Here is a 23585-nt window from a genome sequence, read left to right as displayed (position 1 = left end):
AGTCCCACCCGTCACAAGCCGGTACGACGCGCCGACGCTCCCCTGCGGAGGCTGACGACCCTCAGGCCTCCGGCGTCCAGTCGTCGTACTCCGACCACCAGCGGTCGTCGCCGTCGAGCAGGTCGACCACCCGGTCGGCGGCCTCGAGGACCGCACCCACGGTCTCGAGGTCGATCCGGCCCTGGGCCCGCTGGACGTGGAGGTGCTCGACGTCCTTCCACTCCCGGCGTCCGTCGGGGTGCACGATCAGGTCGAGGCCGTGGTCGTCGGTGTCGTAGCCGTCGTCGTCACGGACGATCGGCGACTCGAAGTTGAGGTACCAGTAGCGGAACCGCGGGCCGGCCGGGGTCTCGTCGAAGAACTTCCAGGCGCCGTAGCGCTCCCCGGTCCGGTGCACCTGGAGGACGGTCGTCCCGCCCCAGGCCTCGTGGGCACCCCACGGGTGCGGGCCGATCGGGTGGTCGTGGAAGGTGAACGGCGACCCCGGCTCCAGGAGCACCGCGAAGGTGGTGCCGTCGTCGTCCACGACGGTCACCGGGTGCTCGAGCCAGAGCCTCCCGTGCAGGACCTCGCGCCGGGTGATCACCTCACCGGGCACCCACGGGGCCGTCATGCCTCGCGCCCCCGGTCGATCTCCCGCTTGCGGGCGAGCCGGTGCGCGCGCCGGATCTGCGCCTCGCGCTCGCGGCGTACCTCCGTCGGCGTCTCGGTCACCAGGCCGGGGACCGGTCGGGGGGCGCCGTCGTCGTCGATCGCGACGAAGACGAAGTAGGCGCTGGCCACGTGGACCGGCTCGTCGGCGGCGTTGCCCCACGGCTGGGCCTCGACCCGCACCCCGATCTCCATCGACGAGCGCCCGGCCCAGTTGACCTCGCCGTACGTCGTCACGATGTCGCCGACGTGGACCGGTCGCAGGAAGGTCATCTCGTCCATGGCGGCGGTGACCGCCGGGCCGTCGGTGTGCCGGAAGGCCACCGCTCCGGCGGTGGAGTCCGCGAGCTTCATGATCTCGCCACCGTGGACGTTGCCGAGGATGTTGGCGTGGACCGAGGTCGCGGCGATGGCGAGCGAGACCCGGGAGAAGGACACCGGACGCGGGGTGAGCGCTTCACTCATGCGCGCACGGTAGCGTCTCGGCCATGGCTGAACGTCCCCCCGGGAAGGGCGGTCCCGAGGAAGGGACCCCCGAGTACGACTGGCTCTACGGCAAGGGCGGCAAGGGCTCTCCCCCCGCCGGCTCGGCCGACGCCACCCGGATGGTCCCCACCCGGGGTCGCTCCGGCGAGCCGGAGCGACCGGACGAGACGCGGGTCATGCCCGCCCAGCCACGGACGTCGTCGGGCAGTGGCCGACCGCCCGGAGGCCCGACCCGCCCGGCCACGCCTGCTCCCCCGCCCCGTGCCGAGAAGCAGCGGAGCCGTCCGCGCTTCCGCTTCGGCATCGTCAAGCTGCTCGTCCTGGTGTGGCTGGTCTTCATGCTCGCGGTGCCCTTCTGGGCGTGGAGCAAGGTCGACAAGATCGACGCGATGCCCGGCGACGAGGGTCGCCCCGACGAGCAGGGCGGCAACACCTACCTGATCGTGGGCTCCGACTCCCGGGACGACCTCACCGAGGCGGAGCGCGAGGAGCTCGGCACCGGCGGCGAGGTCGGGCAGCGCACCGACACGATCATGCTGCTGCACACCGGCGACGGCCCCAACATGTTGATGTCGATCCCCCGGGACTCGATCGTCGCGATCCCGGGCTACGGCGAGGGCAACAAGGTCAACGCCGCCTTCGCCTACGGCGGCCCCCAGCTGCTCATCCGCACCCTGGAGAACGAGACCGGCATCCGCATCGACGACTACATCGAGATCGGCTTCGGCGGCTTCGTCGGCATGGTCGACGCCGTGGGTGGTGTGCAGATCTGCCCGCGCACCGCGATGAAGGACCCCGACGCCAACCTCGACATCCCGAAGGGCTGCCAGGAGGCCGACGGCAAGACCGCCCTCGGCTACGCCCGCTCCCGCAAGACCTACGCCGAGCTCGGCGACATCGACCGCGCCCGGGCCCAGCGTGAGGTCGTCTCGGCGATCGGCGACAAGGCCCTGTCGGTGTGGACCTTCCTCAACCCGGTGCGCTACTACCAGCTCGCCATGGCGTCCTCCGGGTCGTTCTCGGTGAGCGAGGGCACCAGCCCGATCTCCCTGGGGCGCTTCGCCCTCGCGATGACGCGGGTCGACGGCGACTCCGGCCTCACCTGCGGCGTGCCGATCCAGGACCTCGCCGTCACGTGGGACGAGGAGCGCTCCGAGGAGCTCTTCTCCTACATCCGTGAGGACGACACGGCGAGCATCCCCGACAGCCTGTGCACCCCGAGCGGGATGCCGCGCGGATGACGTCGGCGCCGGTGGACCACGACACGCTCTCGGTCGCGACGGACGACGACGGCGTCTGCACGCTCACCCTCGATCGCCCCGAGGCCCTCAACGCGTTCACCGTCACCATGGCGAGCGAGCTCGAGCACTTCTTCCGCTCCGCGGCCACCGACGACGCGATCCGAGCGATCGTGGTGACCGGCTCCGGGCGCGCGTTCTGCGCCGGCATGGACCTGTCCGCCGAGGGCAACGTCTTCGGGCTCGACGAGGACGCGGCCCCCACGCCGGCCGACCTGCGCGACCACCTCACCGAGGCGCCCTACCAGGACGGGGTCCGCGACACCGGCGGCAAGGTGGCGCTGGCGATCCACGCGTGCCCGAAGCCCGTCATCGCCGCGATCAACGGTCCGGCCGTCGGCATCGGGGCGACCATGACGCTCGCGATGGACATCCGGATGGCCTCCACGAAGGCCCGGATCGGCTTCGTCTTCGGGCGCCTCGGCATCGTGCCCGAGGCCTGCTCGTCGTACTTCCTGCCCCGCATCGTCGGCCTCCAGCAGGCGCTGGAGTGGGTCTACTCCGCGGAGGTCCTCACCGCCGAGGCCGCCCGCGACGGACGCCTCGTGCGCTCGGTCCACGAGCCCGAGGACCTGCTCCCGGCGGCGCTCGACCTGGCGCACTCCTTCGTCGTCGGCCGCTCCCCCGTCGCGCTGGCCCTCGCCAAGCAGCTGTTGTACGCCGGCACGTCGGCCGCGTCGCCCCTCGAGATGCACCGGGCCGACTCGCTGGCCATGTGGCACACCTCCGTCGGGGACGGCAAGGAGGGCGTCGCCGCCTTCCGCGAGAAGCGCGACCCCGACTTCACCGGTCGGGCCTCCGACCTGCCGCAGATCTTCTAGCGCGCCCCGGCCGCCCGGGTCCCGGGCCTGGATCTCCTTGTGCGCGTCGACCTGTCGTCGTACGCTCGCGATATATCGCAATACGTCGGCGACAGGTCAGCGACTGCCGACGCCGGACATCGGGAGGACACGCACATGGGACACCGCAAGAACCCCTGGGAGCTCCGCTTCGACCAGCACGGCTGGGGCGGCCCGCCCCGCGGCCCCGGCGGCCCCCCGCCGTGGGTGCAGGGACTGCTGGGCTGGGGCGGCCAGACCGGCAGCGCACCGCCCCCCTCGGGCGGCCCGCGGGCCCGCCGCGGCGACGTCCGCCTGGCGATCCTGTCGGCGCTCGCCGACGCCGCCGACCGGGGCGAGCCCGTCAACGGCTACCAGGTCATCCAGCAGATCGCCGACCGCAGCAACGGGACGTGGCGCCCCAGCCCCGGCTCCGTCTACCCCACGATCCAGCAGCTCGCCGACGAGGGCCTCGTCGAGACCGACGACGAGCGCGGCCGCAAGACCCTGCGCCTCACCACCGAGGGCGGTCGCTACGTCACCGAGCGTGCCGACGAGCTCGAGGCCGTCTGGGCGCCGTTCGAGCGGGCCCAGCAGCGGTCGTCGACCGGCACCTCGGGCGACCTCAAGTCGGAGATCGGCCAGGTCATGAGCGCCGTGTGGCAGATCGTCACGCAGGGCTCCGACACCCAGCGCAAGGCCGCGATCGGCGTCCTGGTCGAGACCCGTCGCTCGCTCTACGGGATCCTCGCCGACGGCACCGAGCCGGAGCCCGAGCCCGACGAGGACTTGTGATGGCCGAGCCCCGCAGGGCGGAGGCCCGCATCGGCGACCGGGAGCGCGAGTCCGCGACCTCGATCCTCAACGACCACTACGCGGCCGGTCGCATCGACACCGAGGAGCACGCCGAGCGCCTCGACGCGATCTGGTCCGCGCGCACGCGGGGCGACCTCGACATCGTCTTCTGGGACCTCCCGCGCGCCGTCGTACCGGCTCCGCAGCCCCCGGCGCCCCCGCGACGCACGTCGTCGTGGCGCTTCCCCCTCGGGGCGTTCCTGGTCGCCGCCCTGGTCCTCGCGATCGCGCTCCAGGTCCCGTGGTGGATGTGGCTCATCGGCCTCGTCGTCCTCCTCAAGTCACGAGGCTGGCGCCACGGGCACCGCGGGCACCGCACGTGCCACAATCCCGGCACGGGGGTTCGGCGCAGAGCCTTCTGACTGCCCCCCGCAGGAGACCCCATGCCTGACACCCCACCCGATGCCGAGGCCTTCGCCCGGCTCGCCCTCGACCTGCACGACGTCGACGGCCTCGACGAGACCGTCGAGCGCATCCTCGAGTTCACGGTCAAGACCTTCGGCTGCGGGTATGCCGGGGTGATCCTCGTGCACGGCGGGTCCCGGGTCGAGACCGTGGCCGCGACGGATCCCGTCGTCGCCGGGCTCGACGCCGTCCAGCTCGAGGCCGGCGAGGGGCCCGACCTCGAGCTGATCGCGGACCGGCACGAGGTGATCATCCGCGACGTGCGGGAGGAGTCGCGGTGGCCGCGGTGGTGCGAGGCGGTCGCGGACGCCGGGATCCGCAGCATGCTCGGCTCGCGCCTCTACACCAGCCAGCAGGTCATCGGCAGCCTCAACCTCTACGACCCGGAGCCCGGTGCCTTCGACGGGGCCGACGCCGACGTCGCGCACATGCTGGCGCGGCACGCGGCGGTCGCGGTGCAGCACGCCCGCGGCGACGAGCACCTGCGCAAGGCGGTCGACGCGCGCAACCTTGTCGGCCAGGCACAGGGCATCCTCATGGAGCGGTTCGACCTCGACGCGGATCGCGCGTTCGAGGTGCTGCGGCGCTACTCCCAGCACCACAACACCAAGCTGCACCTGGTGGCCCAGCAGCTCATCGACAACCGGACCCTGCCGGAGGGCTGACCTCAGCCCCGGGGTGCGAGCTGCTCGACCGCGGTGTCACGCATCTCGACCCACGTGTTGCCGAGGTAGGCGTCACCCGTCCCGTCCCAGAGGGCGATCGCGGTCGCGACGGCCGCACGGTCGGCGTCGGGCAGCACCCCCGTGAGCCGCACCTCGTCCAGGGCGGCGCAGTGGCGCAGGAACGCCACGGCGACCCGCGCGCAGGCCGCGTCGAAGCCGAGGGACTCCAGCCCCTCCTGCTCGGCCGCGAGCACCTCCCGCCCCAGGGCGGCGCCGGCCTCGTCGACCTCCAGCCGGGGCGCGAGCACGACCTGCTCGAGCGCCACGTGCACTGCCAGCAGGCGGCGCGCGTGCAGGAAGACGTCCTCCCGCGCGCCGGAGTGGAGGCGGGGCACGCGACACCAGGCCTCGCGCAGCTCGCCGTGCTGCTCGGCCAGCAGCGCCGCGAGGTCCTCGCCGGTGTGCACCGGCACTCGTCCGGTGTCGGGCTCTCCCAGGTGAGCAGTCATGCCCCTGACGTACCCGGGTCGGCCCGGCGCATGTATTCGCACGGCCCGGGTACGGCATCGGCAACGGCGGACGACGCGAGGCGTCGTGCCACCGCCGTACGGACCGGTGGCCGGTCGGGACCGGACTCACGCAGCACGGGGCCGACCGGCCACTTCCCGTTCAGGCGGTGAGCTCGGGGTCCTCCACGGTCCCCACCGAGGCGAGGTAGCCGTGGCGCACGCCCCACAGGACCGCCTGCGACCGCGAGGCGACGCCCATCTTGCGGTAGGCCGACCGGATGTAGGACTTGAGCGAGTTGATGCTGATCGACGCCCGGTCGGCGATCGACTGGTTGTCGAGGCCCTGGGTGATCATCGCGATGACCTGGGCCTCGCGTGGGGTGAGCGCCTCGGACGACGCCGCCGACCCGGTCGGACGTTGGTCGCTGCCGAGGTCGACGACGGGACGACCGTGGTGGATCGACTCGAGGGCCGCCACGAGCCGGGGGGCGGGCAGCGCCTTGGAGAGGACTCCGCTGACGCCGTTGCCCAGGGCCAGCTCGACCAGCTCGGGACGGGCGTTCCAGGTCCAGGTGACCAGGCGACCGTCGTGGACGACGGAGCGCACGGCGGCGAGGGGAAGGTCCTTCACGCCGGCGAGGGTGTCGTGGAGGGTCAGGTCCACGTCTCGGGACGGCACCCCGCCCGGTGAGGGAAGCACCTGCACCCGGTGGGCGTACGGCGCGAGCAGGCCGGCGAATCCGACCGTCACGAGGTCGCACTCGTGGGCCAGGGTGACGCGCACGGGGCGTCGTCGTCGTGTCATCACGGTCATGGCCGACCCGTACCCGACTTCGCCGATCGCATGCCCGAAGGGAGGTAGCGGGGTCGCGGGACCACTGGTTGTCTGGGGACGTGGTCGAGCAGCGTGCCACGCTCGACTGCCCGAAGGAACCACGTGTCACCCACCTCCCCGATCCGGGGGCACCGCGGGGTCTCCCGCGCCCGCCGGATGGCCCTGACCAGTGAGCTGCTCTCCCGACTCGACGACGGCGACGAGGACCGCCGCGACGTCGAGGACGAGATCATCCGCCTCAACCTCGTGGTGGCGACCCAGGAGGCCCGTCGCTACGAGCGGCGCGGCATCGACGCCGAGGACCTCCGGCAGGTCGCCTACCTGGCGCTCGTCAAGGCCGTCCGCCGGTACGACGCCGAGCTGGCGAACGACTTCCTCGGCTACGTGGTGCCGTGCATCCGCGGCGAGCTGCGCCGGTGGTTCCGCGACGCCGGCTGGGTGGTGCGGCCGCCACGCTCGGTCCAGGAGCTCCAGGCGCGGATCACCGGGGTGGCCGAGGAGCTCACCCAGGAGCTCGGACGCTCACCGCGGCCGAGCGACATCGCCGCCCGGCTCGGCGTCCCGACCGAGAGGGTCGAGGAGGCCGTCTCGGCGCACGCCGGCTACTCGGTGGACTCGCTCGACGCGGTGGCCGACGACTCCGAGCGACCCCTCGCGGCGTCGCTGGTCCACCACGAGCCGGGCTTCGGCCAGGTCGAGGCGCGCACGGTCGTGGCTCCCGCCGTACGCCGCCTCGGCACCCGGGAGCAGCACATCCTGGAGCTGCGCTACCTCCACGACGCGACCCAGGACGAGATCGGGGCCGCCGTCGGCGTGACCCAGGCCCAGGTGTCGCGCCTGATGTCGGGCATCAACCGGCAGCTGCACGGGGACCTGTCGCCGCGCGACGACGGCCCCGGCAGCCTCTCGCCGGCCGTCTGAGCCGGGACGGGGACCTAGCTCTCGTCCGTCTCCGGGTCGTCCGCCTCGGGGTCGGTCGCGGGACCGTCGGGAGTGCTCCCACCCTCCCCCGACCAGTCGGCGGACTCGCCGTCGTCGAGGCTCGGGTCACTGGTCACGTCGTCGGGCTTGCTGCTCATCGCTGCCTCCGCTGTGGTGGGGATGTGTCTCCCCAGTCCTACCCGATCGGGCCGGACGGATGCGGGCCCGGTGGTGGAGGGACACGACGACCAGGAGCAGGGCCGCCAAGAGCAGCCACGTCACCGTCCCCGGCGCGTCGGCCTCCGCCGACGCGCCAGGGACGGCTTCCCGAGACACCGAGGTCGCGACACGGCCGGGGGTGGCGCTCGCGACCACGGTGAAACCGAGGCTGCCGGAGATGACGTGGCCGTCCGCGCCCACGACGCGGTAGGTCAGGGTGTGGCTCCCGGGATCCGACAGGGTCAGCCGGGCGGCGGCGGTGCTCCCGGACGTGCCCGTGGCACCCACGGCCACCTCCTCGCCCGCGGGTCCGTGCACGGCGATGGCCGTCCCGGCGGCGAGCAGGTCCTCGCCGAAGACGAGCTCCACGCGGTCGAGACCCTCGGCCACCCGGTCGCCCTGCGCGGGGATGCTGCTGACCAGCTCGGTGTGGGCGCCGGCCGGGGCCGGCCGCACGCCGAGCACGAGGACAGCCACGAGCACACCCACGACGGCGGCCAGCAGGACCGCCGTCCGCCCGGCACCGCGGCCCGTCGTGTCGTGCATGCCTCCACCCTGACCCGCCGACCTTGGGCGAACCTTGGGACTCCTGGTCGCCGTCATTCCCCGACCAGCCTGCGGACCAGGGGGGCGAGTGGACTGCCGCCTGCCGCCGCGGAGCGGATGGCGTCGACGAGCTGGTGGTGCGATCCGTCCTTGACCAGGTAGCCGCAGGCGCCCGCGGCGAAGGCCAGGCGGACGAGCCGGCGGCTGCAGGAGACGCTCAGGATCAGCACCCGGACCTCCGGCAGCCCGCGGCAGAGCGCCCGGGTGGCCTCGACGCCGTCGCGGCCCGGGATGTTGACGTCCATGACCACCACCTGCGGTCGGGTGAGCATGCCGAGCTCCACCGCCGCGTCACCGTCCTCGGCGACGGCGACGAGCTCCAGCCCGGGCTCCTGGTCGACGACGTAGGAGAGCAGCTCGCGCATCAGCTGGTTGTCCTCGACGAGCATGACGGTGGTGAGGATGGCTGTCTCCTCTCGCACTGTGTAGCCCGTGCGAGCCATGCTCCATGGGGGACCTTGGAGATTGCTCGGGCAGGTCGGCACCGTGAGCAGCCGTGCGGACGCATGTCGTGGCGGCGGGCCGGACGACACCTCGAGGTTTCTCCAAGGTCCAACGAGCAGGCTCGCGCGCATGACGGTGTCGGGACCCGAGGTCGGTACGGCGCGCGGCCGCGCGCCGGGGACGCGCGCGGACGGGGCGCCGCGCCCCGGAACCGGTGCCGTCATCGCCACCGGGCTCATCGCCGCCGGACTCGTCGCCGTGGTGTCGTGCCTCGTCGCGCTGACGGTCACCGGCGGGCTCCCGCGGGCGGCCCCGGAGGGACTTCCCGATGCCGGGGCCGTCACGGCGTGGGGCCTGCAGCTCGTGTCCCTGATGTCCACGCTGGCGGCGGTGGGCACGGTCGGCTCGCTCGTCGTCGCCACCGTCCTTCTTCCCGCCCGGACGGACGGGACGCTGGGCGGGACCGCCCGGCGCGCCGCGTCCGCCGCCGGGCGGTGGGCCGCCGGGTGGGCGGTGCTGACCGCCTGCGAGCTGGTCCTGATGGCGTCGGACGTCGCCGGGGTGCCCGTGACGCGCATCGGCGGCGGGGCGGTCGCGGAGGTGGCCTCCACCCGGCCCGGCGCCGCCCTGTGCCTGACGGCGGCACTGGCCACCGTCATCGGCATCTCGGCCCGCGCGGCCGGCACGTCCGCCGGCGCCCGTGTGCTGCTGGTCGTCTCGGTGGCCGGGCTGCTGCCCGGCGCCGTGGCCGGGCACGCCTCCTCGGCGCCGGGACACGACGTCGTGGTGTCGGCCCTCGTGGTCCACGTGGTGGCCGTCAGCCTCTGGACCGGTGGCCTGCTGGGACTGGTCCTGCACGTCCGCACCGAGCCGACCCTCCTGCCCGGCGCGGTGGCGCGCTTCAGCCCCCTGGCCCTGGGTGCCTACCTCGCCCTCGCCGGATCTGGACTGATCGCGGTCGCCGAGCGACTGGGGGCGTCGGGCGCCGCGTGGACCAGTGGCTACGGCGCGCTGGTCGCGGCCAAGGCGACGGCGCTCCTGGTGCTGGGCCTGCTGGGACACCTCCATCGGAGCAGGACGATCGCGAGCCTGGCCCGCGGGGGGGACGGCCGGCCGTTCCTCCGGCTGGCCGGTGTCGAGCTCCTGCTGATGGGGGTGGCGATCGGTCTCGCCTCCGCCCTGTCGAGGACCGCCGTCCCCGTCCCCGTGGAAGTGCGGCCGGACCACGGCACGGGACACCCGACACTGCCTGCGGTCGTGGAGCCGTTGTCGGTCACCGAGCTCGCCACGGCCTGGCGTCCCGACGCGATCGTGCTGGTCGTGCTCGCCACCGCCGCAGCGGCCTATGCATCCGGAGTCCGGGACCTGCGACGACGGGGACGCCGGTGGCCCCGGGCGAGGACGGCGGCCTTCGCCGCCGGGATCGGCGTCGCCCTGGTGGTCCTCTGCTCCGGGGTGGCGACCTATGCCCCGGCCGTGCTGAGCGTGCAGGTCTCCCAGCTCCTGGTGGCGCTGCTCCTGGTCCCCCTCCTGCTGCTCCTCGGCGACCCGGCAGGCCTCGCCCTCGAGGTGGGCGCCGCCCGCGGGACCGAGGCACCAGCACGCCTGCTCCGCTCGGGGGCGGCCCGGGCCGCTGCCAGCGCGGTCCCCGGCGCCGTCGCCGTGTGCGTGCTGTTGCTGGCGGTCTACCGCACCCCCCTCATCGAGATGTCCCAGCGGTCGTCCTGGATTCACCTCGCCGTCCTCACGCTGGCGCTGGCGGCCGGCCTGCTCCTCCTCTGGCCGGTCCTGGGGGCCGAGGTCACCCCGCGACCCGGCGGTGCCGCCGAGTGGCAGTGGTCCATGGTCGGCGTCGCCGGCTGCCTGGCGATCCTCGCCGCCCAGCTGCGGTACGGCGATCGCCTGCTGGCGGCCGAGTGGTTCCTCGAGCTGCGGTGGAGCTGGATCGACCCCGTGGCCGACCAGCGACTGGCGGGTGCGCTGGTGGCCGTGGCCACCGTCGCGGTGCTCGTCGTGGCGGTCCTGCTCGGTGTGCGGCGGCGCACCCACCGGGGCACCGCCGAGGCGTCTCAGCCGCCCGGGGGCCACAGCGTCAGCAGCGTGCGCCCCAACAGGTCCGAGGCGTGCACCGAGCCGTAGTCGCGGGAGTCGACGGAGTTGCCGCGGTTGTCGCCCATCACGAACACGCTCTCGTCCGGCACGGTGAACGTCCTGCTGTAGTAGCCGTCGACCAGCTCGGGGTCGACGTACGGCTCGTCGACGGGCTCGGCGTCGACGAAGAGCACCCCGTCCAGCACCACGACGTCCTGCCCGCCGAGGGCGATCACCCGTTTGATCGCCCGAGTGCCATCCTCCGGGGACCGGAAGACGACCAGGTCGCCGCGCGTCAGGTCGTCCACGTCGGGCGGACGCCGGGACACCAGCACGACGTCACCTTCGCCGTACGTCGGGTCCATGCTCGCGGAGTCGATCCGCACCGGGACGACCAGCGTGGCCCGCACGATCACGACCGCGCCGAGCACGACGGCAAGGACCACTGCGTACACGAGCACCCGCGCCCGGGCCGCCGGCACCGGGGCCCGAGGCGTCGGGGTGTCCGACTGCGTGAGCTCCGGCACCGGTGCGTCACTCGTCCCAGGGCCGGGCCGCGTAGATCGGGTGGTTGGGATGCAGGTCCGAGAGGTCGAGGTCGCCGGTGGCGGGCGCCACCACGAACTGCGACATCATGTCGTGGTCCTCGTGCGGCCCGTTGTGGCAGTGGATCATGTAGCGACCACCGAGGTGCCCGTTGGCACCAGCCAGGCCCGTGCTCCGACCGTCCGGGTAGCGCGCCGGAGGCATCCCGTAGAGGACCAGGAGCTCCACGCGTTCGCCCTGGCCGACGTAGACGACGTCCTTGGCCCCCTTCTCCCACGCCTCGACCCGGCCGGTCCCTCCCTGGCGTCGGATGATCCGGAAGTCCACCAGGTGGAAGTGGAGCGGGTGGAACCAGCCGCCGGAGTCGTTCTCGATCCGCCAGATCTCGAGGTCGCCCGGCCGGGGCGGGGTGCCGCCGTCGTCGGCGAAGAGGTTGTAGTACCCGGCCTGCACGTCCCGCCACGCGCGCCCGTTGATGAGGAACTCGTTGGTGACGTCGTCGTGCTCGAGGTCGATGTCGCGGGTACGACGCGACGCCGAGGCCGCCGCGGTCATCACCGGGTTGATCTCGCTGGCCGGCGGTGTCGGCACAGTGGTCCACCGGGTCTCGGTCGGCTCCTGGGTGACGCGCAGCTGCATCACCTTGTTGGTGTGCAGGAAGTCCCGGTTCTTGCCCGGGCTGGCGTTGCGGAGCTCGATCCGGTCACCGACCCGGCAGGTCCCGAAGTCGACCATGACCTCGTACCGCTCGGCACTCGAGTGGCGCCAGCTGGCGACCTGTTGCGGAGGCATGACTCCTCCGTCCGTGGCCACCACGTAGGTCGGGACCGCCGCTCCGGTGCGGGTGTTGACGAAGCTCAGCCTCATCGACCGCGACAGCGTCCCCATCAGGATCCGGAAGCGGTAGAACCGGCGCTCGACGTCGTGGAACGGCCACGGCACCCCGTTCACGGTGATGACGTCGCCCCACAGGCCCGAGTGCTCCCGGTCCATGTAGGCCAGCTTGCCGTCCTTGGCGAACATCGCGTCGCCGATCGTCAGCGGGACGTCGTACTTCCCCTGGGGCAGGTTCTCCTTCTCCCACTGGTTCTGGATGTGGTACTGCGCGTGCAGGCCGCTGTAGATGTTCTCGGCCGTGTGGTGGACGCTGTGGTCGTGGTACCAGATCGTCCTGGCTCCCTGGTGGTTCGGGTACCAGTAGTCCTTGACCTGGCCGGGCATCGTCACGTCGTCGGCGTAACCGTCGTACTGCGGCAGCGAGGCCGACCCGTGGAGGTGGACCGACGACGCGACGCCCCCGTAGCCGAAGGTCGGGTGCGTGGTCGGCAGCGCGTTGCGCACGCGCATCCTGACGCGCGTGTTCTGGTCCACCCTGATCAAGGGCCCGGGCACCGTGGGAGCGGCAGCACCTGAGGCGTAGCCGAGGACCGGGGTGAGGGGCGCGCCCGGGTCGAGGACCTGGGCCGACCCGGCACGCTGGGTGATCTCGTAGAGCAGGTACTCGCCGTGCTCGTCCGTCATGGGCACCGGTGCGAGCACCTGCGGGAGCACCAGCCGCCTCACGAAGCGCGCCGGCTTGGACGAGGTGCTGATCCAGTCGGCGGTGGTGGCCGACTCACCCAGTGGTACCACCAGCCCGACGGCGGTGACACCCGCCCCCAGTCCGGCGAGCTTGATGAAGTCGCGTCTCTCCATGTCGGTCATGAGCCCTCCCCGGCAGTCGGTGACCGTCAGGCACGATCGTGCGACGGGCGACCTTGGGGAATGCTGGGGAACGCCGGGGGGACGCCCGGGTCAGAGGTGCGACTGCACCCCTGCGAGGAGCTGGCGGGCCATCACGATCCGCTGGACCTGGTTGGTGCCCTCGTAGATCTGGGTGATCTTGGCGTCGCGCATCATCCGCTCGACCGGGTAGTCGCGCGTGAAGCCGTAGCCGCCGAGCACCTGGACCGCGTTGACCGTGACCTCCATGGCCACGTCGGAGGCGAAGCACTTGGCCGCGGCGCCGAAGAACGTCAGGTCCTTGTCGCCGCGCTCTGAGCGACCGGCTGCGGCGTACGTCATCTGCCGGGCCGCCTCGACCTTCATCCCCATGTCGGCGAGCATGAACTGCAGGCCCTGGAACTCCGCGATCGACTTCCCGAACTGCTGGCGCTCCTTCGCGTAGTCCAGCGCGTAGTCCAGCGCCCCCTGGGCCACGCCGACGGCCTGGGCGGCGATGGTCACGCGGGTGTGGTCGAGGGTCGCCATCGCAGTGGCGAAGCCGGTGCCCTCCTCGCCGATCATCCGGTCCGCGGGGATTCGGACCTTGTCGAGGTAGACCTCGCGCGTCGGGCTGCCCTTGATGCCGAGCTTCTTCTCCGGGGCACCGAAGGAGACGCCCGGGTCGGACTTCTCCACCACGAACGCCGACACCCCGCCGCGGGTCTTCTTCTCGGCGTCGGTGACGGCCATGACGGTGTAGAACTCCGACTCGCCCGCGTTGGTGATCCACCGCTTCACGCCGTCGAGGACCCACTCGTCGCCGTCGCGCACCGCGCGGGTCTTCATCCCACCCGCGTCCGAGCCGGCGTCCGGCTCGGAGAGGCAGTAGGAGAAACCGCCCTCACCGCGCGCCAGCGCACCGAGGTACTTCTGCTTCAGCTCCTCCGAGCCCGCGATCTGCACCGGCAGCGAACCCAGCTTGTTGACCGCCGGGATCAGCGAGGACGAGACGCACGCCCGGGCGACCTCCTCGATGACCAGCACCGTGGCCAGCGCATCGGCGCCCGCACCGCCGTACTCCTCCGGCACGTGCGGGGCGTGGAAGTCGGCCGCGAGCAGTGCGTCGGCCGCCTCCTGCGGGTAGCGGGCCTCCTCGTCCACCGCGGCGGCGTACGGCGCCACCTTGGCGTCGCACAGGTCCCGGACGGCGGCGCGGATGGCCTGGTGCTCCTCGGAGAGGGCGTAGAAGTCGCTCATGGCTCGAATTCTACTTGCCGGTAACCGGCGCGGGCGACGCCGGTCGGCACACACGACGAACGCCCGGCCGGTGCCGAGGCACCGACCGGGCGTCCGATCAGGAGAACGAGGTCACTTGACCTTGATCACGACCTTCTTGTCCCGCGAGACGTTGGTGTAGTCGTCCCCGCGGTAGAGGACCTTCACGACGGTCTTGCCCTTGGGCAGCTTCTTCTTGAGGGTGACGGTGACCTTGCCCTTGGCGTTGAGCGAGCCCTTGCCGAGCATCTTCTGGCCCTTCATCACCTTGACCTTGCCGGTGGGGACCTCGTTGTCGGCGTCCACGACGACCTTGAGCTTGGTCTTGGTGCCGAGCTTGGTCACCTTCTTGGCGGGCTTGGCCTTGGTGGTGGACTCGTTGGCCGCGAGGACGATGGAGCCCAGGCTCGCCGGAGATCCCGCCTTGAGCGCGCACGGGACGTCGGCCAGCATGACCACCTCACCCTGCTTCGTGGCGGTGAACGTGAACGCCGACGGCACCGCGATGTCGTAGGTGCCCTTGCCCGGGAGGTTGACCGGCACGGTCGTGGCCGGGATGACGCCGGGGGTGGCCAGCGGGTTGGGCGTGTTGAGGGTCAGCGGCTGGGGCGTGGCCGGCACCGCGGTCTGCGGGAACCGGACGTCCTGGAGCGCCAGGTCGGCGGTGTCCGAGGAGGACAGGTCGTCCAGCGTAGCGACCATGTCGTTGGAGAAGCCGCCGATCGTGGTCGCCTGGAACAGGCCCTTGGCCGCGGCGACGACGTCGGCCGGCAGGGTCACGCTGAGCAGCACCGGGATGGCCGGGGCGTCGAGGCCGGCGTTGGCCGCCGACGGCAGGGTCGCGGTGATGCCGACCGGGATGTCCTTCGCCCCGAGGCTCGGGAAGGTGCAGGTGAAGGTGGTGGCTACGGTCGCGGCCTGGGCGGCGGGCGCCGAGACGGCGACCAGGGCGCCGGCGCTCAGTGCGGTGGCGGCGACTGCGGCGCCGAGGCGCCGGGTTGAGGTGTGCAACATGTGGGGTATCCCTCCGTGGATGTGTGTGCGGTCACACCCAACCACAGTGACAGCCGTTCGCGGCGTGTCAACACCCCGCGATCTACCGATGGGTAACCCCCTGGTTTGCGTCGCCTCCCCACGGGGCACTCCCTGCGCATGCGTCGTGCTCCGTTCCTCGCCACCACCCTGCTCGTCCTCGTGCCCCTGACCGGCTGCTCGGGTGGTGACTCCACCGCCGGTCGGCCCGACGACGAGGGGTCGTCTGCGTCCGCGCCGGGCCAGGACCCCGGCGACGCACCGGTCGAGGAACCGGCCGCGCCGACGCTCACCATCGGCGACCAGTCCTACGTCCCGCCCTGCTCCCTCCTCCCACCGAGCGACGCCGCACGACTCCTGCCCCTGACCAACGGCGCGGAGGTCACCGAGCGTGGGCGCGGCGCCTCGGCGACCGACGCGGAGCTCGCGGAGCGCAAGGACACCGTGTCGGGCGCGGTGATCGAGACCAGCTGCGACTACTCGATCGGCGACGAGGACAGGACGTACGCCAAGCTCCGGGTGGAGCAGTACCCCACCGAGTCCGCGGCGACCGCGCAATGGCGCAAGGTCAAGAAGTTCGGTGACGGCAAGCTGCCCCCCGACCTGGCCGACAACGGCGGGGTGTTCGACGCCCTCGAGCAGGCCACGGTCGACATCATCCGGGACGGTCAGAAGAGCTTCGGCGGCGTGCGCCTGCGAGGGATGGACCGGCGCATCCTGTGGCAGCAGGGCACGCAGACCTACATCGCGACGGCGGGCAACCTGCTCCTGCACTTCACCCGGGGGCGCGCCTACGGGCTCACCGCCGACCTGACCGAGCGCGACGCGGGGCTCGCGGAGCGGGTGCTGACGACCGCCCTCGAGCGTGCCGAGGAGCTCCACGGCGAGGACGCCGAGCCCGCGGTCGGCTCGACGGGGCAGATGGGGATCGCGCAGGCCGAGGACTGGCCCACCTTCCTCGACCCCTGCGTGCTCCTCGACGCCGAGGCGGTGGACACCCTGTTCCCGGGCGTCGAGCTGGAGGAGCTCACCTCCGACTCGACCCCCGCCGACCCCGGCTCCTACCTGACCATGGACTCGTTCGCGGGGCGCTCGGTGCAGAACGGCTGCCTGCGCGAGGACGTCGCCAACCGGCACACCGCCGAGCTGTTCGTGCAGTACGTGGCGCCGGGAGACCAGCCGAAGCGGGTGCTCGACTCGTACCTGTCGCAGCGCGCCTACGGGGACCCCCGCCCCACTCCGGACCAGGTGACCACCATCCGGGGTGCGCTGCGTCCCGGCGGGATGTCCGACGTCGACGCCTCCTACGTGCTCGTCAGCACGGGGGGCGGCTGGTACTTCTACGCGATCGTGGACCGCTACGTCCTCGAGCTCAAGGCGGAGCAGGCGAAGAAGACGAAGAAGCGCCGGGGCGACAGGTCCGACCTCGTCCCCGAGCTCGACACGGTCGACAGCTACACCCTCAAGACGGCGATGGACCTCGTGGTCGCCAACGCCCGGAGCCAGCTCGGGACCGAGGAGTGAGCGCTACCGTGGCGCCATGAGCTCGGACTGGCAGGACCCCGCGACCGTCGACCGCATGCTCGACGACCTCGAGACCTGGGCCGTCGTCGGCCTGTCCGGCGACACCGGACGCACGGCGTACTCCATCGCAGGACTGCTCCAGCGGCGCGGCAAGCGGATCGTCCCCGTCCACCCCGACGCGCCCACCGTGCTGGGCGAGCAGGGCTACGCCACCCTGGCCGACATCCCGTTCCCGGTCGACGTCGTGGACGTCTTCCGCCGCTCGGAGGCGGCCGGGGAGTTCGCCGACCAAGCCGTGGCCATCGGGGCGAAGGGCGTGTGGTTCCAGCTCGGCGTGGTCGACGAGGCGGCCTACGACCGGACGACCGCCGCCGGCGTGCCGATGGTGATGGACACCTGCCCGGCCATCGAGTGGCGCAAGCGGGGCGCGTGAAGGACCTGCACGTCCCGTCCGGTCCCGGCCTGCCGTCGGGGCTGGTGGTCCCCGACGCCGACCTCGTCGAGCGCTTCTCCCGCTCCCCCGGCCCCGGCGGCCAGTCGGTCAACACCTCCGACAGTCGCGTCGAGCTCGAGTACGACGTCCGCACGGCATCGACGCTCACCGACGCGCAGCGGGCCCGGGCGCTGTGCCGGTGGCCGGACGGCGTCGTCGCCATCGCCGCCTCCGAGCACCGCTCGCAGCACCGCAACCGGGTCGCCGCCCGCGAGCGGCTGGCCGCGCTGCTCCGCGAGGCCCTCGCGCCACCCCCGCCGCCGCGCCGGGCCACCCGCCCGACGCGCGGGTCCAAGGAACGGCGGCTGCAGGCCAAGAAGGAGCGCGCCCGCACCAAGGCGCTGCGCGGCCGGGTCAGGGACTAGAGGTCGACGCTGCCCTCGGCCGTCGTGATGCCGAGCTGGGACAGCGCCTCCTCCATGACCCACTGGACACCGAGCGTGTCGTCCAGGGGCACGACCGACGACTCGGTGAGCCCGGCGGCCAGGCAGCGACCGACCTCCTCGATCTCGTGGCTGTAGCCGCGACCGCGGGCCGGCAGGTCGCGGGTCTCGGCCTCCTGGCCGTTGCGCCGGACCACCAGCGAGGTGGGGTGGTGGAAGCGGGGCGGCAGCTCGATGGAGCCGCCGGTGCCCCAGATCACCGCGCGGCCCGGGGTCTCGGTGGTGAGCGCGCAGGCCAGCGACGCGCCGCGCCCGTCGTCGTACGCCAGGTGCATCGTCACCGACGCGTCGGTGCCGTTGGGGTAGCGCGTGCCGGACGCGACGACCCGGTCGGGGGTGCCGAGGAAGTCCTGGGCGAAGGAGATGGGGTAGACCCCGAGGTCGAGGATCGCGCCGCCGCCGAGCGCAGGGTCGAAGAGGCGGGAGGCGGGGTCGTAGGTGCGGTGGGCACCGAGGTCGGCCTGGACCGCGACGACCTCGCCGATCTCGCCGGCCTCGACGAGACGCCGGGCCTCCACGACGGCGGGCTGCAGGCGCGTCCACATCGCCTCCATGCAGAAGACGCCCCGGTCGCGGGCGGCGGCCACGACCTCGCGAGCCCCGGCCAGGGTGGCGGTGAACGCCTTCTCGACCAGCACCGGGACGCCGGCCTCGATGGCGGCCAGGGCCAGCGCGTGGTGCTGCGGGTGCGGGGTGGCGACGTAGAGGACGTCGATGTCGGCGCGCACCAGGTCGGCGTAGGTGTGGGCGCCCTCGATGCCGTACGTCGCGGCGAACGCCGCGGCCCGCTCGCGGCTGCGCGACCCGACGGCCACCACCTCGGCGTCCGGCACGTGCTCGAAGTCGGGGACGAAGGCCTCCGCCATGCCACCGGTCCCTGCGATGCCCCACCGAGTCGTCATGGGCCAACCCTAGGGCGACCGGCGACCGCCCGGGAGGCGGCGCCCACCAGGGCCTCGAGCGGCCCGCGGGTGCGCGTGGCGGCGAACACGGCGCCGACCCCCAGCAGGAGCATCACGTGGAAGAAGTAGCTGTCGCGCAGCGCGTCGGGCAGGAGGTCCTGGGAGCGGGCGACCACGTGCACGGAGTAGAGGGTGAGAGTCATCGCACCCGCCCCGAAGAAGATCGCCGCGGTGCGCCGACCGGCGGGCCCGACCACGTCGAGGGCCAGCAGGCACAGCCCGACGACGAGGAGCGCCGAGCCGATCGTCTGCAGCAGGTCGAACGGGGTGGCGGTGTGCGGGGCCACGACCAGCAGCCACTGCCACGCGCCGTCGGTGGGCGTGGTGCCGGGCAGGCCCGCGGAGATCCGGTCGAGCAGGGCCGCGGCGTCGACGTCGGGCGCGGGCGGATCGGTGAGCAGTGCCTCCTGGACCGCGGGCCGGGCCGTCAGGGCCCGCGACACCACCGTGGCGAGCACCGCGGCGACGGCTCCCCCGGCGGCGAGCAGCGCTGCTGTACGACGCGAGGTGAGGTCGAGGCGCCCCACGGCCATCCCGACGAGCACGTAGGCCAGCCACGGCACGGCCGGGTAGTAGCCGGTGAAGGTGAGCTCGGCGAGCAGCCCTGCGGGATCGCCCACGAGCTGGTCGAAGGTGGGACTGGAGAACTGCCTCTCCGGCAGGGACGGGCGCACGAGGTGGGACACCACCGGCGCGACCACGAGCCAGGCGCCGGCCAGCAGGCCCAGTGCCCGCGCCGAGAGCCCGACGAAAGGCAGTGCGAGCACGAAGAGCACGCCGTAGTAGGTGAGGATCACCGCGATCCCCGAGTCGACCGCCCCGAGCAGGAGGCCGAGCGCGGCCACGAGCGCGGCCCGGACCACGAGCGCGGCCGACGCGCGCGCACGGGCGACACCGGTGAAGGGCCGGTCGCGCCCCGTGACCAGCGCGATGCTCAGTCCCGCGAGCACGGCGAAGAGCGCGGAGGCACGCCCGCCGGCCAGCGCCTGGCTCACTGACAGGGAGCCGTCGGGGTCGCGCTCCACCAGGACGTGGGTGGCGACCATGCCCAGCAGCGCCAGGCAGCGCGCCACGTCGATCCCGACGAGGCGGCCGCCGGCCGGCCGGTCGCTCAGAAGCCGAGCCTCCGGCTGCCGTCGGCGGCACCGCGGACGACGGCGCCCTTGTCGGTCGCTGCCTGTCGCAACTCGGCCTGGAAGTCGACCATCCGCTGCTGGAGGGCGGCGTCGCCGCTGGCGAGGATGCGTACGGCGAGCAGCCCGGCGTTGCGGGCCCCGCCGATCGCGACGGTGGCCACCGGCACGCCCGCGGGCATCTGCACGATGGAGAGCAGCGAGTCCATCCCGTCGAGGGTCTTGAGCGGCACCGGCACGCCGATCACCGGCAGCGGAGTGACCGCGGCGAGCATGCCGGGCAGGTGGGCCGCACCGCCGGCGCCGGCGATGATGACCTCGATGCCCCGGCCGGCGGCCTCGCGGCCGTAGGCCAGCATCTCGTCGGGCATCCGGTGGGCGCTCACGACGTCGGCCTCGAGCTCCACGTCGAACTCGGCGAGCGCCTCGGCGGCCGCCTGCATCACCGGCCAGTCGGAGTCCGACCCCATCACGATGCCGACACGTGCAGTCATCTCACTCACCTTCACTCACTGTGGTTGCCGAGGTCGCCGCGGAACCACGCGGCGGCGTGCCGCGCACGCTCGAGGCAGTCGTCGAGGTCGTCGCCGTAGGCGTTGACGTGACCGACCTTGCGACCGGGCCGCAGGTCCTTGCCGTAGAGGTGCACGCGCAGGTGGGGGTCGCGGGCCATCGCGTGCGGCAGCCCGTCGTAGAGGTGGCCGCTGTCGGTGGGGCCGCCCAGGATGTTGACCATCACGGTCCAGCGGCTGCGCGGGGCCGGCGAACCCAGCGGGAGGTCCATGACGGCGCGCAGATGATTCTCGAACTGGGACGTCACGGCGCCGTCCTGGGTCCAGTGGCCGGTGTTGTGGGGGCGCATCGCCAGCTCGTTGACCAGGATGCGACCGTCGGTCGTCTCGAAGAGCTCGACGGCGAGGATGCCCGTGACGTCGAGCGCACCGGCGACGCGCAGGGCGATCTCCTGCGCCTGGCCGGCCAGGGCGGGCAGCAGGTCCGGCGCGGGGGCGATCACCTCGTGGCAGATGCCCCCGAGCTGGGTGGAGGCGACCACGGGGTAGGCCGCGGCCTGCCCGCTGGGCGAGCGCGCGACGAGGGCGGAGAGCTCGCGGCGGAAGTCGACGAGCTCCTCGGCGAGCACCTCGACGCCCGCCGTCTCGGCCGCGGCGAAGGCCGCACCGGCGTCGGCGAGGTCGCGGACGACCCACACCCCCTTGCCGTCGTAACCGCCGCGGGTGGTCTTGAGGACGCACGGCAGCCCGAAGGCCTCGACGTCGGCGGTGCTGGTGACCAGGGCGTTGCGGGGGCAGGGGATGTCGAGCTCGGCGAGACGGGCCCGCATCACGCCCTTGTCCTGGGCGTGCACGAGGGCCCCGGGACCGGGCCGGACGGCGATGCCCGACTCCTCGAGCGCCCGCAGGTGGTCGGTGGGCACGTGCTCGTGGTCGAAGGTGACGACCGGGCAGCCCTCGGTGATGCGCCGGAGCGTGTCGAGGTCGGTGTAGTCGCCGACCTCGTGGTCGGGGATCACCTGCGCGGCCGAGACCCCCTCGGCCTCGGCGAGCAGCCGCAGGGGCAGGCCCAGGGCGATCGCCGGCTGCGCCATCATGCGCGCCAGCTGGCCGCCACCGATCACGGCGAGGGTGGGTGCTCGGTCGGTCACGCAGGAAACCCTAGGGCAGCACTCCTGAGGCTCGGTCAGCCCGTCTCGGTGCTCGACGCGGAGCTCGTCTCGAAGCGCAGTCCCCGACCGCGCAGCGTGGTGATGAGGCGCGGGTCGCGCGGGTCGTCGTCGAGCTTGCGCCGCAGCCAGCCGAGGTGCACGTCGATCGTCTTAGACGAGGTCCAGAAGGTCGTCTGCCAGACGTCCTCCATGAGCTCCGCACGGGTGACCACGAGTCCCGCCCGAGCCATCAGCGCGTGGAGGAGGTCGAACTCCTTGCGGGAGAGCCTGATCTCGCGCTCCCCCCGCCACACCTTCCGCTCGTGCGGGTCGAGACGGACGTCCTGGACCTTGAGCACGGGGCAACAGTGGTCGGAGACCCTCGACGGTGCGGGCCCTTTTACCCAAACGTGGACGGCTGGTCTGGTCCGCCGGTATGCACGTGGGCGTGCAGCACGGGCGCCGAGGTCGGACGCGGCCTCAGCGTCAGCGGCGGCGTACGGCGACCGGCTCGACCAGGCCGAAGCCGTGCACCGGCCGGGCCGGGAGCCGCCGGCTCTCGAACTCCTCGGGCGGCAGCAGGTCGGCCGTGCGCTGGTCGATGATCAGGCGGTTGCGTCGGGCCACCGCCGTCAGCCGGGCGGCCATGTTGACCGGCGGCCCGAACACGTCGCCCAGGCGCGGGACCACCGGTCCCGAGGCCAGGCCCACCCGCACGTCCGGGAGCTTGGGGTCGCGGCCGATCACGTTGATGATCCCCTCGGCGACCTCGATGGCCGCCTCCGCGTCGCCGATCACGAAGAGCACCGAGTCGCCGAGGCTCTTGATGATGCGACCGCCGTGGTTGGTGACGACGTCGTGGCAGCGGCCCTCGAACTTCTCGACCAGGTCGCCGATCTTGTCGCGGTCCATCTCGTTGGACAGCGCCGTGAAGGACACCAGGTCGGCGAAGCCGACGGTCACGTCCACGGTGTGCAGGTCCTCGTCCTTCGCGCCCATCGCCTCCATCCGGGCGACGGCCGCGGCGAGGTGGCGGCGCCAGGCGTAGATGAGCGTCTGCTCGAAGTGTGGGCTCACCTCGCCGATGAGGCGCAGCGCGGTGTCCACCCGCGAGCCGCTGGCATCGGGGCCTGCCTCGATCTCCTCGACCCGGTTGGCGAGGGTGGCGACCTCCCAGTCGGCGAGGCGGGCCATGGTCTGGCCGACCCCGCGGGTCATGTTGACCGCCATGTCGAAGTCGACGGACCCGCCGTCGACGATCCCCACGACGTCGCGGACGGCGTCGGCGTCGGCGCGCGTGAAGGCACGCTCGCCGAGCTGGTCGGGAAAGCCGAGCGCGCGCCACAGCCGGCGCGTCTGGTCGACCGTCACGCCGGTCTCCGACGCCACGTCGAGGGCGGTCAGGGTGGGCTGCTCGCCCAGGATGGCGAGGTCGAGGCGCTCGGGCGCGGGGACCGCGTCCGGCTCCTTGGCCCCGCGGCGGCGGCGATCAGGTGCCATCGTCGACGCGCTCGGACGCGGGGCCACCGGAGGCCAGGGTGTGCAGCTCCTCGGCGACCCGCAGCTGCACCTGCTCGACCTGCGGGACGTCCTCCAGCAGCACCCGCCCGTGGGTGCTGGCGTCGGACACGATCAGGGTGCCGCAGCCGAAGAGGCGGTCGACCACCCCGATCTCGAAGTCGACCCCACTGATCCGGTTGAGCGGGATCGTGCGGCCCTCCTTGGCGATCAGTCCGGAGCGCTTGATGAAGCGCCGGTTGGTGAACGTGTAGGTAGTGGTCAGCCAGTCCAGGACCGGCCGGACCACGAACCAGACGGCGACGAGGGCCGCGACGACCCCGGCACCCAGCCCGACCGTCGTGGAGTCGGTGATGCTGCCGAGCGAGATCACGGCGGCCACCAGCACCACCAGCACGGAGACCGGGGCGATCAGCGCCTTGGCGTGCGTGCGCGTGTGCACGACGACGTGCTCACCGTCGTTGAGGAGCTTGGTCGGGAAGGCCACGT

28 protein-coding genes are annotated in these 23585 nt (G+C 72.7%); 10 read left to right on the top strand and 18 right to left on the bottom strand.

Annotated features, from left to right (window positions below):
• Positions 1–61: 61 nt before the first annotated feature.
• Both ASG88_RS10610 and ASG88_RS10605 read right to left on the bottom strand, forming a co-directional pair.
• The gene (locus tag ASG88_RS10610; protein WP_056887357.1) at positions 62–613 is read right to left on the bottom strand and encodes a DUF402 domain-containing protein; all 552 of its coding nucleotides are present in this window, start codon (positions 611–613) and stop codon (positions 62–64) included.
• The gene (locus ASG88_RS10605; protein ID WP_056887356.1) at positions 610–1116 is read right to left on the bottom strand and encodes an acyl-CoA thioesterase; all 507 of its coding nucleotides are present in this window, start codon (positions 1114–1116) and stop codon (positions 610–612) included. Before ASG88_RS10605 ends, ASG88_RS10610 begins: the two co-directional genes overlap by 4 nt.
• A gap of 23 nt (positions 1117–1139) precedes the next feature.
• On the opposite strand from ASG88_RS10605, the gene ASG88_RS10600 reads away from it, so the two are divergent.
• From ASG88_RS10600 to ASG88_RS10580, 5 genes are all read left to right on the top strand, one after another.
• Positions 1140–2378, top strand: coding sequence for an LCP family protein (locus ASG88_RS10600; RefSeq protein WP_056887355.1), 1239 nt, complete (start codon positions 1140–1142; stop codon positions 2376–2378).
• Positions 2375–3256: a crotonase/enoyl-CoA hydratase family protein gene (locus ASG88_RS10595; RefSeq protein ID WP_056887441.1), complete on the top strand. Its 882-nt coding sequence runs from the start codon at positions 2375–2377 to the stop codon at positions 3254–3256. The genes ASG88_RS10600 and ASG88_RS10595 overlap by 4 nt, the downstream gene beginning before the upstream one ends.
• Positions 3257–3391: 135 nt before the next feature.
• The gene (locus ASG88_RS10590) at positions 3392–4048 is read left to right on the top strand and encodes a PadR family transcriptional regulator (protein ID WP_082600215.1); all 657 of its coding nucleotides are present in this window, start codon (positions 3392–3394) and stop codon (positions 4046–4048) included.
• On the top strand, positions 4048–4470 hold the full coding sequence (locus ASG88_RS10585) for a DUF1707 domain-containing protein (protein ID WP_056887354.1): 423 nt from the start codon (positions 4048–4050) through the stop codon (positions 4468–4470). The genes ASG88_RS10590 and ASG88_RS10585 overlap by 1 nt, the downstream gene beginning before the upstream one ends.
• A gap of 21 nt (positions 4471–4491) precedes the next feature.
• Positions 4492–5178: a GAF and ANTAR domain-containing protein gene (locus ASG88_RS10580; RefSeq protein WP_056887353.1), complete on the top strand. Its 687-nt coding sequence runs from the start codon at positions 4492–4494 to the stop codon at positions 5176–5178.
• Between the two features lie 2 nt (positions 5179–5180).
• On the opposite strand, the gene ASG88_RS10575 is transcribed toward ASG88_RS10580, so the two are convergent.
• Both ASG88_RS10575 and ASG88_RS10570 read right to left on the bottom strand, forming a co-directional pair.
• Positions 5181–5687 (bottom strand): hypothetical protein, encoded by a 507-nt coding sequence (locus ASG88_RS10575; RefSeq protein WP_157559667.1) that lies wholly within the window; start codon positions 5685–5687, stop codon positions 5181–5183.
• A 160-nt stretch (positions 5688–5847) separates the two neighbouring features.
• Entirely contained in the window at positions 5848–6501 is a 654-nt protein-coding gene (locus ASG88_RS10570; RefSeq protein WP_082600213.1) for a helix-turn-helix transcriptional regulator, read from the bottom strand.
• A 123-nt stretch (positions 6502–6624) separates the two neighbouring features.
• Between ASG88_RS10570 and ASG88_RS10565 the strand changes: the two genes are divergently transcribed.
• The gene (locus ASG88_RS10565; protein ID WP_235534796.1) at positions 6625–7443 is read left to right on the top strand and encodes a sigma-70 family RNA polymerase sigma factor; all 819 of its coding nucleotides are present in this window, start codon (positions 6625–6627) and stop codon (positions 7441–7443) included.
• A 14-nt stretch (positions 7444–7457) separates the two neighbouring features.
• Here the strand turns inward: ASG88_RS10565 and ASG88_RS23085 are convergent, their stop codons facing one another.
• Genes ASG88_RS23085 through ASG88_RS23325 form a run of 3 tightly spaced genes read right to left on the bottom strand, consistent with a single transcriptional unit; the run spans position 7458 to position 8690 of the window.
• Positions 7458–7601: a hypothetical protein gene (locus ASG88_RS23085; RefSeq protein ID WP_157559666.1), complete on the bottom strand. Its 144-nt coding sequence runs from the start codon at positions 7599–7601 to the stop codon at positions 7458–7460.
• A complete protein-coding gene (locus ASG88_RS10560; protein ID WP_056887349.1) occupies positions 7570–8208 on the bottom strand; it encodes a copper resistance protein CopC in 639 nt (212 codons plus the stop codon). Before ASG88_RS10560 ends, ASG88_RS23085 begins: the two co-directional genes overlap by 32 nt.
• A 53-nt stretch (positions 8209–8261) precedes the next feature.
• Positions 8262–8690, bottom strand: a complete 429-nt coding sequence (locus tag ASG88_RS23325; protein ID WP_056887348.1) for a response regulator transcription factor — start codon at positions 8688–8690, stop codon at positions 8262–8264.
• A gap of 151 nt (positions 8691–8841) precedes the next feature.
• On the opposite strand from ASG88_RS23325, the gene ASG88_RS10550 reads away from it, so the two are divergent.
• On the top strand, positions 8842–10851 hold the full coding sequence (locus tag ASG88_RS10550; protein WP_056887347.1) for a cytochrome c oxidase assembly protein: 2010 nt from the start codon (positions 8842–8844) through the stop codon (positions 10849–10851).
• On the opposite strand, the gene lepB is transcribed toward ASG88_RS10550, so the two are convergent.
• The 4 genes from lepB to ASG88_RS10530 form a co-directional block, all read right to left on the bottom strand.
• Complete coding sequence (gene lepB, locus ASG88_RS10545) at positions 10782–11330, bottom strand: signal peptidase I (RefSeq protein ID WP_200956408.1); 549 nt, start codon at positions 11328–11330, stop codon at positions 10782–10784. The two genes, ASG88_RS10550 and lepB, sit on opposite strands and share 70 nt — an antisense overlap.
• A gap of 7 nt (positions 11331–11337) precedes the next feature.
• Positions 11338–13053, bottom strand: coding sequence for a multicopper oxidase family protein (locus ASG88_RS10540; RefSeq protein WP_056887346.1), 1716 nt, complete (start codon positions 13051–13053; stop codon positions 11338–11340).
• A gap of 90 nt (positions 13054–13143) precedes the next feature.
• Entirely contained in the window at positions 13144–14310 is a 1167-nt protein-coding gene (locus ASG88_RS10535; RefSeq protein ID WP_056887345.1) for an acyl-CoA dehydrogenase family protein, read from the bottom strand.
• Between the two features lie 111 nt (positions 14311–14421).
• Positions 14422–15342 carry a DUF6801 domain-containing protein gene (locus ASG88_RS10530; RefSeq protein ID WP_056887344.1) on the bottom strand — a complete coding sequence of 307 codons (921 nt, stop codon included), beginning with the start codon at positions 15340–15342 and terminating at the stop codon, positions 14422–14424.
• Between the two features lie 138 nt (positions 15343–15480).
• On the opposite strand from ASG88_RS10530, the gene ASG88_RS10525 reads away from it, so the two are divergent.
• The 3 genes from ASG88_RS10525 to arfB are packed head-to-tail and all read left to right on the top strand — an operon-like array spanning position 15481 to position 17742.
• Positions 15481–16884, top strand: coding sequence for a hypothetical protein (locus tag ASG88_RS10525; RefSeq protein WP_056887343.1), 1404 nt, complete (start codon positions 15481–15483; stop codon positions 16882–16884).
• Positions 16885–16900: 16 nt separating this feature from the next.
• Entirely contained in the window at positions 16901–17317 is a 417-nt protein-coding gene (locus tag ASG88_RS10520; protein ID WP_056887342.1) for a CoA-binding protein, read from the top strand.
• On the top strand, positions 17314–17742 hold the full coding sequence (gene arfB, locus ASG88_RS10515) for an alternative ribosome rescue aminoacyl-tRNA hydrolase ArfB (protein ID WP_056887341.1): 429 nt from the start codon (positions 17314–17316) through the stop codon (positions 17740–17742). Before ASG88_RS10520 ends, arfB begins: the two co-directional genes overlap by 4 nt.
• On the opposite strand, the gene ASG88_RS10510 is transcribed toward arfB, so the two are convergent.
• The 7 genes from ASG88_RS10510 to ASG88_RS10480 all read right to left on the bottom strand — a co-directional run bounded on the left by ASG88_RS10510 (position 17739) and on the right by ASG88_RS10480 (position 23583).
• A complete protein-coding gene (locus ASG88_RS10510; RefSeq protein WP_056887340.1) occupies positions 17739–18722 on the bottom strand; it encodes a Gfo/Idh/MocA family protein in 984 nt (327 codons plus the stop codon). The two genes, arfB and ASG88_RS10510, sit on opposite strands and share 4 nt — an antisense overlap.
• A complete protein-coding gene (locus ASG88_RS10505; protein ID WP_268790861.1) occupies positions 18719–19861 on the bottom strand; it encodes a heparan-alpha-glucosaminide N-acetyltransferase domain-containing protein in 1143 nt (380 codons plus the stop codon). Before ASG88_RS10505 ends, ASG88_RS10510 begins: the two co-directional genes overlap by 4 nt.
• Before the next feature lie 32 nt (positions 19862–19893).
• On the bottom strand, positions 19894–20409 hold the full coding sequence (purE, locus tag ASG88_RS10500; RefSeq protein WP_056887338.1) for a 5-(carboxyamino)imidazole ribonucleotide mutase: 516 nt from the start codon (positions 20407–20409) through the stop codon (positions 19894–19896).
• 11 nt (positions 20410–20420) lie between these two features.
• Positions 20421–21578 carry a 5-(carboxyamino)imidazole ribonucleotide synthase gene (locus ASG88_RS10495; protein ID WP_082600209.1) on the bottom strand — a complete coding sequence of 386 codons (1158 nt, stop codon included), beginning with the start codon at positions 21576–21578 and terminating at the stop codon, positions 20421–20423.
• A 35-nt stretch (positions 21579–21613) separates the two neighbouring features.
• Complete coding sequence (locus tag ASG88_RS10490) at positions 21614–21937, bottom strand: winged helix-turn-helix domain-containing protein (protein ID WP_056887337.1); 324 nt, start codon at positions 21935–21937, stop codon at positions 21614–21616.
• 127 nt (positions 21938–22064) lie between these two features.
• A complete protein-coding gene (locus ASG88_RS10485) occupies positions 22065–23078 on the bottom strand; it encodes an adenylate/guanylate cyclase domain-containing protein (protein ID WP_082600262.1) in 1014 nt (337 codons plus the stop codon).
• Positions 23068–23583 (bottom strand): PH domain-containing protein, encoded by a 516-nt coding sequence (locus tag ASG88_RS10480; RefSeq protein ID WP_056887336.1) that lies wholly within the window; start codon positions 23581–23583, stop codon positions 23068–23070. Before ASG88_RS10480 ends, ASG88_RS10485 begins: the two co-directional genes overlap by 11 nt.
• Positions 23584–23585 lie beyond the last annotated feature (2 nt).

This window comes from Nocardioides sp. Soil777 (genome assembly GCF_001428425.1).
Lineage (GTDB): Bacteria > Actinomycetota > Actinomycetes > Propionibacteriales > Nocardioidaceae > Nocardioides > Nocardioides terrigena.
Note: the sequence above shows the minus strand (reverse complement) of the source record. Positions and strands in the feature narration are given on the sequence as shown.